12 protein-coding genes are annotated in these 12,430 nt (G+C 52.1%); 3 read left to right on the top strand and 9 right to left on the bottom strand.

The annotated features are described in order from the left end of the window. Positions 1–50: 50 nt before the first annotated feature. The 3 genes from BD_RS02730 to BD_RS02720 all read right to left on the bottom strand — a co-directional run bounded on the left by BD_RS02730 (position 51) and on the right by BD_RS02720 (position 2,713). Entirely contained in the window at positions 51–1,088 is a 1,038-nt protein-coding gene (locus tag BD_RS02730; protein WP_050792889.1) for an alpha/beta fold hydrolase, read from the bottom strand. Between the two features lie 60 nt (positions 1,089–1,148). Next, positions 1,149–1,862: a 3D domain-containing protein gene (locus BD_RS02725; RefSeq protein WP_011163167.1), complete on the bottom strand. Its 714-nt coding sequence runs from the start codon at positions 1,860–1,862 to the stop codon at positions 1,149–1,151. Between the two features lie 110 nt (positions 1,863–1,972). Beyond that, positions 1,973–2,713: a substrate-binding periplasmic protein gene (locus BD_RS02720; protein ID WP_011163166.1), complete on the bottom strand. Its 741-nt coding sequence runs from the start codon at positions 2,711–2,713 to the stop codon at positions 1,973–1,975. A 105-nt stretch (positions 2,714–2,818) separates the two neighbouring features. Between BD_RS02720 and BD_RS02715 the strand changes: the two genes are divergently transcribed. Further along, on the top strand, positions 2,819–5,548 hold the full coding sequence (locus BD_RS02715; RefSeq protein WP_011163165.1) for an ATP-binding protein: 2,730 nt from the start codon (positions 2,819–2,821) through the stop codon (positions 5,546–5,548). A gap of 139 nt (positions 5,549–5,687) precedes the next feature. On the opposite strand, the gene BD_RS02710 is transcribed toward BD_RS02715, so the two are convergent. Genes BD_RS02710 through BD_RS02685 form a run of 6 tightly spaced genes read right to left on the bottom strand, consistent with a single transcriptional unit; the run spans position 5,688 to position 10,181 of the window. Further along, complete coding sequence (locus BD_RS02710; protein WP_231839263.1) at positions 5,688–6,320, bottom strand: ATP-binding cassette domain-containing protein; 633 nt, start codon at positions 6,318–6,320, stop codon at positions 5,688–5,690. Continuing rightward, on the bottom strand, positions 6,292–7,722 hold the full coding sequence (locus tag BD_RS02705) for an ABC transporter permease (RefSeq protein ID WP_231839262.1): 1,431 nt from the start codon (positions 7,720–7,722) through the stop codon (positions 6,292–6,294). The genes BD_RS02710 and BD_RS02705 overlap by 29 nt, the downstream gene beginning before the upstream one ends. A 29-nt stretch (positions 7,723–7,751) precedes the next feature. Continuing rightward, the gene (locus tag BD_RS02700; protein ID WP_011163162.1) at positions 7,752–8,792 is read right to left on the bottom strand and encodes a thiamine ABC transporter substrate-binding protein; all 1,041 of its coding nucleotides are present in this window, start codon (positions 8,790–8,792) and stop codon (positions 7,752–7,754) included. Between the two features lie 3 nt (positions 8,793–8,795). Continuing rightward, positions 8,796–9,278, bottom strand: a complete 483-nt coding sequence (locus tag BD_RS02695) for a DoxX family membrane protein (RefSeq protein WP_011163161.1) — start codon at positions 9,276–9,278, stop codon at positions 8,796–8,798. A 14-nt stretch (positions 9,279–9,292) separates the two neighbouring features. Then, positions 9,293–9,958 carry an endonuclease III gene (gene nth, locus BD_RS02690; protein WP_011163160.1) on the bottom strand — a complete coding sequence of 222 codons (666 nt, stop codon included), beginning with the start codon at positions 9,956–9,958 and terminating at the stop codon, positions 9,293–9,295. Then, a complete protein-coding gene (locus tag BD_RS02685) occupies positions 9,948–10,181 on the bottom strand; it encodes a ferredoxin (RefSeq protein ID WP_011163159.1) in 234 nt (77 codons plus the stop codon). The genes nth and BD_RS02685 overlap by 11 nt, the downstream gene beginning before the upstream one ends. Before the next feature lie 284 nt (positions 10,182–10,465). Between BD_RS02685 and BD_RS02680 the strand changes: the two genes are divergently transcribed. Both BD_RS02680 and BD_RS02675 read left to right on the top strand, forming a co-directional pair. Next, complete coding sequence (locus BD_RS02680) at positions 10,466–11,557, top strand: GNAT family N-acetyltransferase (protein ID WP_011163158.1); 1,092 nt, start codon at positions 10,466–10,468, stop codon at positions 11,555–11,557. Next, positions 11,554–12,423, top strand: coding sequence for a hypothetical protein (locus BD_RS02675; protein WP_011163157.1), 870 nt, complete (start codon positions 11,554–11,556; stop codon positions 12,421–12,423). The genes BD_RS02680 and BD_RS02675 overlap by 4 nt, the downstream gene beginning before the upstream one ends. Positions 12,424–12,430: the final 7 nt, after the last annotated feature.

Genomic DNA, 12,430 nt, shown 5'->3' with positions numbered 1-12,430 from the left:
TTCAGCAGAATAAACTGTGTATCACTTTGACACAGCGACATTTAAAGCCGCTATTTCACGATCCCATCCATCCAGGCTTCCAATTCCGAAGCCCCCTGCCACTGGGCTTTGTGCACATCCGCAGCCTTGCGCACAACCATGAACGACACTCCCGCAGACACAGGCTGCTGCGCCAGCACCCCGATCGCCGCCGCATACACTGACGGAGACTCCGACGGCAGCACATGCCCCGCATTCGCCACCACCATCACACGCGCGGGTTTTCCCGAGCGCAGATAGTTCTTCAAAGCCACAATCTGATTTTTTAGACGTTCTGAATTTTCCTGACCCGCCAGAACAAAGTCCCGAGTCACAGCGTTCGCCTTATAATCCACCTTCGTCAGATCAAAGTCCTCGGCGGCCCGGGCAATCGTCACATATCCCGACTTGATATCCGCGATGCGCGGATTTGCCCCGTAATAGTCCGGATCCCTGGCAAGGTTCGCATCCACCACCGCCCCCCAGTGTTTGCTGTATGCCTGGTCGCGGGACTGACGAATCCAAAAGGGAGCCATCACCGGATTCATACGCAGCCAGTTTTCCCACAGCTGGGCATTGCGGGCGGCTTCAGGATTTGTTTCCGTGGGGATGCCCAACGGCACTGTTTCAATCACATGCGGAAAAAGTTTTGGATTCAAGTAAGCACCCACAGTTGACGTGTAAGACAACGTCACCGGAATGGCCTGTTTGATTTTCAAAGCCGCGACAAGCTTTTCAATGTCCGAGGCGAAATCCACTGCGCGAAGTGAAGAGTCATACAAGAAGTACGGCGTTTCACCCGCGGAAAGCCCCTCAATGGAAAGCGGATGCGCAGGAAGTGACGGCAACAACAAATTCCAGCCCTGCTCTGCCAGCAGTTGCACGGAGCGATCGTCGGCGCTGAGGGAGCGATTGACCCCAGGAAGTAAAATCAATGTCGAAGAGGCTTTGTTGGTTTGGATGTGCTCATAGGCAATCACCTTGCCGGTTCCCAAACGAAGATGCTGAACCTTTGCCGCGGCTGTCAGTGATACCAGAAGAACTGAAATGAACAGAGCGATTTTTTTCATGCAGCTGGAAGTAACAAAGGCTCTGGGCCTTGGCAACAGCTAAAAAATAGAGCTTTTATGCTATTCTTGCTGCTCTTCCAGAATGGACTTTTTAAGTCCTGGGAAACCTCGGCGCTCGCGCGCACGGGCCGCTTCTTCACCGCGGACCACACGATATTCGATGCGGTTCTTGGGGTCCCCAAAACCAAGGCGCGCCATGGTATTTTTCTTATTGCGATGATCCAGGTAGCCGGTGAAGAAGTCAAAGCGGCCAGCCCCTTTGACTCCGCCGCCAGCGTCGCGAATGACGATGTAGCCATCATGAACCTCACCATTGGGCATCTTCGCGCCGACCAAACGGGGAATGTAAATCACATCACCCAGCTTATAGATTTTCAAATCCGCAGCCGCCGAGAAGTAAGGATCCAGACACGCATTGCTTACGCCATAGCCGAAGGGACAGGCCTTGGTGTCGGTCACGATAAACCGAGCCAGTCCATCTTTGGTGGAGTGATAGTTGTAGGATGTCAACAGGCCCTGGTCATCAATCAGGCACGATCCCTGAAGCAGGCACTGGGCATAGTCAGAATCACAAAGAGTCGTCAGGACGCGCCCCTCCGGAGAAAGCAGATCACGCAACGAAGCCGAAGAGCATTTGTTTTTATCCAGCTGAATCGTGGGTTTGTAGTAAATGGTCGGCGTCAAACCGGAACCTTCGCTGGATTTCGAAGCCGCGCAGGCATTGAGCAACAAAACGGCCCCAAGAAGAGCCAAAATCTGACTGAAAATTTTCATGTTTGGGCCCTCCTTTGTTCCCGCTATTTATAGCAAATTCCGGAGGGGATTTCCGGCCTCGCCGGAAAAATACAGTAAGCGCGTGTAAGGCTTACACTGATGGCAAAAGTTTAATCATTGCGCAATAGGTACTTCAGCAAGTAGTCATCCACCATACGCTGATAATTGACGTTCTCCAGAGCCTTCTTTAGCTTAGCTGCCTTATCACGATTGTGGCTGTTGAATGCAAAATACAGCTCTTTGTCTTCCAGAATCCTCTGATTGACGGACACCCTGCCCGCATATTGGGAATGCGCTTTCGAAATCAGATACCGGGCATTGTTAATATCCATCAAGGCGCCATCAATCTGGCCCAGAGCCACACGTCGCACGTTGGTGTCGTCACTTTGCACAGGTTCGACAGTCAGTACTTTTTCCTTCACCAGACGATTGAACTCTGTGGTGTTGCTGTACCCTTCGGTGATCCCCAGCTTTTTCCCCTTGAGATCGGGCAATTTTGACCAGACCAGAGGCTTGCTTCTTTGCTGGATAAAACCCAACGGAGATTTAAACAGGGGCTCGGAACGCGTAAAGCCCGGCAGTACATCTTTCCAAGAGGGAAAATAGCCAATCACATCGGGCTGTTCGGCTTTCTTCTGTGTCTGAGTCCAAGGATAGAATACAAACTCGACACTCACACCGGCCTTGTTGAGAGTGTCTTTCAAGGCCTTGGCCGCCGCTCCGTTTTCGGGGCAGCGAGAGCAGGTGAAAGGTGGCCATTCCAACGTCATCACCACCCAGCGTTCCGCATGGGACCGGGAGCTTGTGAGCAGCAGCACTGCCGCTAGAAAGAACGCCTTGATTACATTCATTTAACCTCTACTCCCAAGCCTAGTTTCCTGCTTGTATGTCACTCGCTGATTGAACTAGGAAGACGTATACGATATCACTAAAAATGCATAGGCTAATCAATAAGCATGACATTACGTTTAAGAATTTTCTTATTCAATTTAATCTCCGTCTTTCTTGCGACGTTTGTTGTTGCGCTTATTGGCCTCAAGATTGTCGAATCCACGGTTATCGACAGCACCTATGAACGTCTGACTCAAATCCGTATCAGCAAGACCAGCTCCATCGAAAACTATTTCCGTGATCTGCAAACTGCCATCAACCTGATCTCTTCCCACGAACTGACCGATGATCTGCTGCGCGAAAGGAAAGTCGACAGCCTGCCTGAGTTCCGTCGCCTGCTGGACAACTATGTCCTGGACTTCAACATTTACGACATGGCTCTGATCAACAATCAGGGCGTCGTGGTTTACACCACCCGCAAAGACATCGAGGATGGCGCCTCAGTCACCACGGATCTGCCGCAAGGATCCAAGCTCAAGGACATCTACACCTGGGGCGTGAAAGCCCAAGAGGGCTCAACCCTGTTCCTGGACTTTGACAAGGACACCCTGAATCCCAACTCGGCCACAGGATTTGTGGCTTCCCCGATCTATCGCAATCTGCGTCCGGTCGGCGTTCTGGTTCTGAAAATTTCCATCTCAGAAATTGATCGCATCACCAGTGACAACTTCGCCTGGCCGACCCACGGCATGGGCCAAACGGGCGAGACCCTGATTTACGGCGAGGACTGGAGTCTGCGCAACACCGGCCGATTCCGCGTGGAAGCCAACCAGAGCGCCCAGGGCAGCCTGGAAGCCGAGGTGCTATCTTCCAATCGGGGCGATGAAGATATCAAGAAAATTGAAAATCTCAGCGAGGTGCGCGAACTGGGCACCGACTATCGCGGGCAGAAAGTCATCCGCTCCATTGGAAAGATCTATCTGCCCAACGGAGAGCTTTGGTACATCCAGACCAAGATTGACGAAAGCGAAGCCTTTGCCGTTTTGGACCGTATCGCGATTGCCTCCAGCGCCGCGGCTGTGCTGATCTTTATCCTGTTCTTCTTTGCGACCTTTGCCGCCACCGGAAAAGTCGTGGAACCGATCCAGCTCCTGACCGACCGTCTGGAAAAACTGGGAACAAGCAACCTGACCCAGAAGATCAACTACAATTCCAAAGACGAAATCGGTTTGCTGGTAAGCAAGTACAATCAGCTGGCCGACCGTTTAGAAACCACCACCGTTTCCAAAGAATTCCTGGACAGTGTCATTCAATCCATCAAAGCCTTCCTGTTCATCGTCAAAGTGAGCCATCACGACGACTGGAGACAGGCGTCGTACATGATCTCGCAAGCCAATGAATCGGCGTTAAAGTTCCTGGGCTACTCTCTGAACCAGATTTCCCATGTGGATCTGAAGCAGTTGATCAACACGCAGGAAGAATTCAATAACTACACCTGGCTGCTGCAAACCCGTCTCAGTATCGAGGCCGAGATCACGGCTCAGGACGGCCGTCGCCTGCCGATTCTGATGAACTGGGCCGCCCTTCCAAACCGCACCAGTAAAGACCTGACCTTCGTATTCGTCTGCACTGACATCACCGACCGCATCACGGCCGAGCAGGCCCTGATCGAGGCGCGAGAGCAGGCCGTGAAAGCGTCCCAGGCTAAATCCGAGTTCCTGGCCCGCATGAGTCACGAGATCCGCACCCCACTCAATGCCATCATCGGTATCACCGACATTCTGGCGGAATCCGATCTGAAACCGGAACAGTCCCAGCTGGTGCGTGTCTGCGCCAATGCCGGGGAAAACCTGCTGGCGCTGATCAACGACATTCTGGATATTTCGAAAATTGAGGCGCGCGAAGTGCGCCTGGAAAAAATCGCGTTTGACCTGGAATCCACAACCACCAACATCTGCGACATCCTGAAACAAAAAGCGACGGAAAAAGATCTGAAGTTTTCTTTGACTGTGAATCTGCCGAAGAACCGCGCTCCGCTGGTCATCGGGGATCCGACTCGTCTGCGCCAGATTCTGTTCAACCTGATCGGTAACGCCATCAAGTTCACCCAAGAAGGCGAGATTGCCGTGTTGCTGGACTTTGACAGCAGTTCACAGAAATTCGTGCGCTTCACGATCCGCGACACTGGTACCGGGATTCCGAAAGACAAACAACATCTGCTGTTCCAGAGCTTTGTTCAGGCCGACAGTTCCATAACCCGCAAATTTGGCGGCAGTGGCCTGGGACTGACGATCTCGAAAAATCTGGTGGAGCTGATGGGTGGACGCATTTGGTTCCAGAGTGAAGAGGGCTCGGGAAGCTCCTTCTATTTCACCGTGCCTTATGTGCCGACGGAAGCTCCACGGGAACTGGCTGCTCCGGAGAAGACCCAGGCTGCCGAAACCACACCACGACCGACTATGAATGAACTGACCGTAACCCGTTCCGCGCGCATTCTGGTGGTGGATGACACCGAAGACAATCGCTTCCTGCTTCTCACGTATCTGAAAAAGCTGCCGTTTGAAGTCGTTCAGGCGGAAAACGGCAAAGAGGCCGTCGAAAAAGTTCTGGCTGAACCGTTTGATCTGATTTTGATGGACATCCAGATGCCGGTGATGGACGGCTATGCGGCCACCCGCAAGATCCGTCAGTGGGAAAAAGACCAGGGCTTAAAACCGATTCCGATCATCGCAGTGAGCGCCAATGCCATGGCTGAAGACATGCAAAAATCTCTGGATGTCGGCTGTTCAGAACACGTCACCAAGCCCATCAAAAAATCAGCCCTGCTGGAAATGATTCATAGATATCTGGGCTAATCTTCCAAAAATTAAAGGCTGGTCAAAAAGGGTCAGCCGCAAGGCGGAGTAGGCCCTCGCAGCGCAGGCGTGCTCCAAGCACGTCGGAGCGAGAAGGCCGCCCGACAACGCAGTCGGATGGCCCTTTTTCACCAGCCGGCTAAGCGAGGCGGCCGTTGCGAATGGTGGTGACCTTGTTGCCCAGGATCTCCACGTCCCGCTGGTCATGGGTCACTAACAACGTCGGAATTTTCTCAGTCTCAATCACACTTTTCACCAGCTTGCGGCTTTCATCCCGCAACTCCTGATCCAAGGCGGAAAACGGTTCATCCAACAAAAGCAACCGCGGTTCGCCCATCAACGCCCGCGCAATGGCGACCCGCTGTTTTTCCCCGCCCGACAACACCGCGGCCGGTCTTTGTAGGAAGGATTCCATTTTAAGGATCGATGACAGTTCTTTCAAACGCGCGTTGGCTTTGGCTGGATCCACTTTGCGGGCGCGGGCCGCAAACATCAAGTTTTCTTCAGCACTCAAGTGCGGAAATAGATCCAAAGTCTGAAACACCACACCCAGATGACGATCCGGAGTTTTCAACTTGGCCAGATCCGTTCCCTGATACGTCCATTTAAATCCCGGGCAGCTTTCCAGCCCCAGCAAAATGCGAAACACCGAGGTTTTCCCGGAGCCTGACGGCCCCCATAGCACAGTGACACCTTCATCCAGGATTTCCCAGGAATCGATGTCTAACTTGAAGTCTCCGTAATCACGGTGCAAATTTTCGACCAAGGACACGGCTGCCTCCCACACACAATGCAAAACAAATCAAACCGGCGACAATAATCAAACTGCTAAGAACAATGGCCTGATTCAGGCGATAACCTGACATCAAAGTTTCCGTCATCATGGCGATGCTCAGATCCCGGTGCGCCAGAATACGCGACACCGCAAAGTCACCGGCAGCCCAGATCGACGCAATCCCCGCCAGCAAACCCGCACGCCCTGAAAGCTGCGGGAACAGGATCTCTTTAAAGATCTGGGCTTTTGAAGCCCCCATGGAATAAGCGACCGTCATCTGATTCTGCAAAGCGTGCAGTTCACTGTCCCAGCCCATGCGGAACAAACTGTTCAGACTGAGCAGGGTCAACGCCACCGGAATTTTGATGAACGGATAAAAACCCTCATTGGGGCCCAGGATCAAAAGACAAAAACACGCCAATGAAGTCGACGGCGCCACATACCCGTTCAGGAATCTTTCAAACCAAGCCTTTGGCCAACAGTAAGCAATCAGCAGCAAACCGGCATAAGACAGAATTCCCACGCTCATTCCCAAGGTCAGACTGCCGATAAAGTTCCAGATCAAAGCGGACTGCAACTCATAGAAAGTAGAAATCTGCGAAAGTCCTGACAAGAAGCCCTGCACATACCCAAACAGGTACAATAAAGACAAACCGGCAATAACAAAAATTCCGCTCGGTGTTTTCAGCAGGCTCAAGTTCGCCGTGCGGGTGCTGTGCATTCCTTTTCCACGGCTGGCAACAAAGGACAAGGCAAAGATAAACACCGATTGCAGGAAGGCCAGTAAAACGGCGTCCCCCCAGTTGCTGGAAAGCCGGATCTTTTCATAGATCAAAACTTCCACGGTGGTGCCACGCCCGCCGCCCACGATCAACGGCACCGCGAAGCTGCCAAAACAGATCACAAAAATAAATAAACCCAGCAGCCAGAAGTCTTTTTTCAACATCGGGAAAAGCCCGCGCAGCAGGAACTGCCACCGACCCGCCCCTTCCACATAAGCAAGTTCGATCATGCCGCCCAGTTTGTTTTCAATGGTCGACGCCAACAAAACCGCCACCAGACCGAAATTCATTAATGTGTGCACGATCACAATCCCGGGGATTCCCATCGGAAACGGATCAATCACATTCAAAGTGGAAAGCAGAATAAAGATCGGCGGCATAAAGTTCGGCAGCAGGCACAGAATCTCAAGCCCCCAGCGAATTTTGCGACCGCGGGCCGAGTGCAGAGTCAACAAACCCAGCGCCACCCAAAAACCCATGATCAATGAAAAGACGGAAGAAAAGAATGCCTGCAGGAAACTGTTTTTAAACGCCCAAACCAGCTCGCCCATATCGGGCCAGCCGGAAAAGCCAAACTGGGTCAGCAAAAACAGGAATGGAAAAATCAGAAACAGCACCAGGCCAATTCTGAGGCACTGGCGCAGGTTCAATTGAGATCGCCCCGGCGGATCTCTGTCCAACGGCGAAGCAGGCGGTCCACTTCGGTGGAAGAAAGAATCTCAACCTGTTGCATGGTTTTGACATTCATAAGTGGAGCAAAGGAAGTGTTTTCCATCACACCCTTCATCACCGGGAACATATAGTTCTTTTCCATGATGATCTTCTGGCCTTCGTTGGAAAGCATCAGATTCACAAACTGCTCGGCCAAATCACAGTGGCGGCAGAACTCTGGAATGCCGACAAATTCAAACTGCACTGGCAGGTCTTCGTTGAACGGCAGCGCCACATAGTCTTTCTTTTTTTCCTCGACCTCGTGATACAACGGCGAAGTCACATAAGAGTAAACCAGCTTGGTCTGCTTGTTGGTGAAAAGACCATAAGACGTGGACCATGTCGGGGAAAAACTGTGCACCTGGCTCATCAGCTTTTGCAGATAGCGGAAGCCTTCATCCTCGCCCTTGGAGCGAATCACCCAGTACAGGAACTGCATTCCCGGGGAACTGGTGCGGGGATCCTGCAGCGCGATTTTCTTGGCAAGTTCCGGCGCCAGCAGATCATCCAAAGAGGCCGGCATGCGCATCAGCTCGTTTTTGCGGGCCACGAAAGTCAAAGCCCCCCAGTCATAGGGAACAAAGAAGCTGTTGGCCAGTGCCGGTTTCACAGCATCATAGACATCCAGCTGCCCCAGACTTAGTTTTCTCCAGCTTTGTTCGGACACGGCTTTGGAAAGATCAAACTGATCCAAACCCACCACAACATCCGCGCCCAGGCTTTCACCTTCGATTTTCAGACGTTGCAATAGAATGCCGGAATCACTGCCTTCGATAAACTCCACTTTGCACTTGCAGCTTTTTTCAAACAGATCCTTCAACGCAGGCCCCGGTCCCCAGCGACCGGTGAAGGACGCATAACCAAAAACACGCACGGTGGGAAGAGAGCTGTTTGGCGCGGCCGTATCCGTGCGGTTCAGCACCGCCAAGAACAGACCCAAAAATACTACAGTCAGGAAAAGAACAAAGTGCTTCACGCTCTACCACCAAAGTCCGCGACGGCGTTTGAAGAAATAATAGTCAAAGCCCAGACAGCGTCCCGCACCGACCCAAGCCAGGATCAGGTGAATGGCCAGGAAGGTCTTGTACAAATCCTCCATTGCCGGGCCGGAAATAAAGAGCATGGTCACACACAGCAACACCCCCAGCAAAGCCACAGGGCGAACCACATAACCGATGACATAGGAAATCGCGATCGCAAATTCAAGGCCCAGAACAATAAAGGCCACCGTCTGCCAGTTGGGAATCATCGTGGCACTGGCAAAAATCTTAAACCAGTTCGGCGCATGACTGGCCGGAAGCCATTCGGCCATTTGATCCGCGATGCGCGGACGGGTCAGGTAGTCGCCACGATATTTCATCAGGGCTTGTTCCAGATAATAATAACCCAGGAAGATTCTTAAAAAAGAGATCGGAAGAAGATGACCTACGTATTTAACGCTCTCAAAGAATGAAACTAACATGAAGCCATTGTGAACTAGACACCCTTCTTAGGGCAAGTCTCCTCGAGAAAGCAATGACTGCACGCAGGTTTTCTCGCCTTACAGACAGCTCGACCATGAGAAATCAGCCAGTGCGGCAGCATGATCCAATCTTCAACTGGGACGAGCTTTGACAATTGACGCTCAATCATCACCGCATTGTCGGTTTTCACCCACCCTAAGCGGTTGGCCAATCGGGTCACATGGGTGTCCACAACGATCCCGCTTGGAATATTGAAGGCATTTCCCAGCACCACATTGGCGGTCTTGCGACCCACGCCTCCCAGCTCGACCAAAGCCTCGAGACTTTGCGGGACTTCGCCATGGTGCTTTTCCACCAGAGTGGTTGCACAGGCTTTCAGATTTTTTGCTTTGTTTTTATAGAACCCCGTAGAACGGATGAGTTCCTCAAGGGACTCTACCGGAGCTTTTGCCATGGCCTTCGGGGTTGGGTATTTTTTGAACAGCGCCGGGGTCACCATGTTGACTCTTTCATCCGTGCACTGGGCTGAAAGAATGGTGGCCACCAGAAGCTCAAAAGGATTGGTGTAATTCAGGGCGCAATAAGCGTCAGGGTAATATCTCTTGAGAAGTTCAATAGTTGCAAGAATGCCCGCCTGCTTGGCAGAGGGCTTTTTGGCAGGAGACTGCTTACTCGCCATCGTTTCCGATTGCCTCAACCGGGCAACCTTCCATGGCCTCTTTGCACAGAGCTTCTTCTTCCGGAGTTTCCGGCTGGCGGGATACGAACGCGTGGCCGTCTTCCTCATGCATGGAGAAATTCTTAGGCGCCGTCAGAACGCAGGCATCACAAGCAATGCAAGACTGATCCACGAACATCTTGCCGGGCTTATTTTCTTTCCAAGACTGACTTTTCTCTGCCATCACAAACTCCTTAGGGGGGCCAAGCCGCCTTAATATAAGGCTTTTGCCCTTGATGTCAAACCCCCTTCCCGACTTGGGTCGCATTTTTCAGGCCGTCCTATGTTACTCACTGGGTCCCCACCCCGTCCCTCGTATAGTATCTATATATGAGCCCTAGGCGCCTTGGAAGAATGTCACGAGTTCCGCAGCCGGCAGATCCCAAAGGGATCGCCGCCGCGAGGACTGTCTGAAGTGGCAGTCTTCCAAGGCGCCTAGGGCGTCGTATATAGATATAAGGAGAGTTCATGGAAGGACCTCGTTCCCCCCTGGAAGCTGAGCTTCCTCAGGTTCTGGATTTCCTCAATAAAAAGCTGCGCACTGATGCCTCTTGGTCCATTGCTGCGGAATATCCAACAGCCTTTTCCTCTAACAACTTGCACAATATGCGTATCATCGCCGATGAGGGATCCGTATTATCCCATGCGGTTATGAAACCTCTTATCATTAAAAGCCCCCATGTGATCTTTAAAGTGGGCGCGATCGGCTCTGTCGTCACCGACGATCAGCACCAGGGTCAGGGTTACAGCACGCAGATCATCAAAGACTGCCTGAAATCCGCAACCGAACAGTCCTGCGATATCGCGATTCTGTGGACCGACCTGTTTGATTTCTACCGCCGCATGGGCTTTGAACTGGCGGGATCGGAAGTCAGCTTTGTGATCGAGGAAAACTTTGATGTTCCGCCGATCAATCTGCGTTTCTCCACCGACAACAAAGTGTCGCCGGATGCAATTTACCGCCTTTATGCGGCTCATTCCGTCAATTCTGTGCGCACGATTGAAGAAACCAGAAAGTTCCTCTCAATCCCACAAACAAAAGTGTACACCGCCTGGGAACCGAACGGCCAATTGGCAGCGTATGCGATTGAAGGAAAAGGTGCGGATCTGGGTGGCTATATCCATGAATGGGGCGGCTCGGTTTCAAAACTGATGGCGCTGTTTGCCTTCATCCGCGCACAAAAAGATCAGCCCTACACCATCATCTGCCCACGCCATGCAACGAACCTGATTCAGGCTTTGCAAACCAAGGATGTGACGATGAACCATGGTTATCTGGGCATGATCAAGCTGGTGAACTTTGACCAGCTGGCAGCCAAGATCAAACGTGCGTTCCGCGCCGAAGGCATCGCCGACATCGTGCTGGAAAAACATCCCAACCACTTCGTCTTCGGAGTCGGTCAGGATCTTTACACCATCAACAACGAAACAGACATGGTGCGCCTGCTGTTTGGCCCGGTGGACTTCCGCGGCTTGGGAATCTTTAAAGAAGAAACCGCGATCAAACTTGAAAAAATACTGCCACTGAATCTGTGGATCTGGGGATGGGACTCTATATGAACCGATTTTTAAAACCCCTGTTGCCGCTGCTTCTGGCCGCGACGGCCGTGTCATGCATTAAAACTCCGGAGCTGGAAGAGGAAGAAAGCCCCTCCACCATAGCACAGGTTCAGGACTCTTTGTCCGAAGCCTGGGGCAGCGCCGATCCGTTGACGATGAGTCCGAATGATTTCCTGCTGCAGCAGACTTACCGCAAAATTGAAACCGGTGAAGATCGCATGCTTTTGCAGGAAGGCATCACCATTTCCAAAAAAGAAGAGCGCACCAATGACTGGCTGTACACTTATCTTTATCAGACAGAAACCCTGACCTCTGACGGCAACACCCAACAGTCCACCCGGGAAGACCATCGCACTGTCACAAAGGCCGAGCCCGCCATGGAAGTCTTCACCCGTGGTCAAAAGTTGAAAGGCGAAATTTCGCCAATGGCCGATGATCTGCAAATGTCTTTGGGTTTTGAGCGTCTGATTGGCCTGGCGTATGCCTGCCAGCTGACAGATGAACAAAAGAAAATCTGCACTGAAAATCTAGGTTACGACAGCTGTGAAGTGAAATGCTTCAATCTGCAGGTTTCTGAAGAAATGCGCCCGGCTCCGGATCTGATGAAAGCTCAGACAAACTGCGGTGGGCTTGCCAACTGCACCATGAAAGTAAAAACCGTTTCATTTGACTGGGCGGCCTACTACAAAAAAGGTGAAACCACCGAGAAGCAGAAGGTCAATTACAGCATCTCCATCACTCCGGATCTGCCGTTCTTTTCCCGCGTGACGGATTACTGCTATCGTGCACTGGCACAGGCTGGATCGCAAAAAGCACTCGTGACAGTGTGCACACGAATGAAAAATTATAAAGCGGGCGGCACCTAGTCCGCGC

The sequence above is a fragment of the Bdellovibrio bacteriovorus HD100 genome (assembly GCF_000196175.1).
In the GTDB taxonomy this organism is placed as follows: Bacteria; Bdellovibrionota; Bdellovibrionia; order Bdellovibrionales; family Bdellovibrionaceae; genus Bdellovibrio; species Bdellovibrio bacteriovorus.
The sequence above is the reverse complement of the archived record's forward strand: the minus strand, read 5'-3'. Positions and strand labels throughout refer to the sequence as shown.

What these genes read in the sequence shown, in the direction of transcription:
- BD_RS02715 (WP_011163165.1), top strand. Translation starts at nt 2,819, where the DNA reads ATGACATTACGTTTAAGAATTTTCTTATTCAATTTAATCTCCGTCTTT.
- nth (WP_011163160.1), bottom strand. Translation starts at nt 9,958, where the DNA reads ATGGCGAGTAAGCAGTCTCCTGCCAAAAAGCCCTCTGCCAAGCAGGCG.
- BD_RS02680 (WP_011163158.1), top strand. Translation starts at nt 10,466, where the DNA reads ATGGAAGGACCTCGTTCCCCCCTGGAAGCTGAGCTTCCTCAGGTTCTG.
- BD_RS02725 (WP_011163167.1), bottom strand. Translation starts at nt 1,862, where the DNA reads ATGAAAATTTTCAGTCAGATTTTGGCTCTTCTTGGGGCCGTTTTGTTG.
- BD_RS02675 (WP_011163157.1), top strand. Translation starts at nt 11,554, where the DNA reads ATGAACCGATTTTTAAAACCCCTGTTGCCGCTGCTTCTGGCCGCGACG.
- BD_RS02685 (WP_011163159.1), bottom strand. Translation starts at nt 10,181, where the DNA reads ATGGCAGAGAAAAGTCAGTCTTGGAAAGAAAATAAGCCCGGCAAGATG.
- BD_RS02695 (WP_011163161.1), bottom strand. Translation starts at nt 9,278, where the DNA reads ATGTTAGTTTCATTCTTTGAGAGCGTTAAATACGTAGGTCATCTTCTT.
- BD_RS02730 (WP_050792889.1), bottom strand. Translation starts at nt 1,088, where the DNA reads ATGAAAAAAATCGCTCTGTTCATTTCAGTTCTTCTGGTATCACTGACA.
- BD_RS02720 (WP_011163166.1), bottom strand. Translation starts at nt 2,713, where the DNA reads ATGAATGTAATCAAGGCGTTCTTTCTAGCGGCAGTGCTGCTGCTCACA.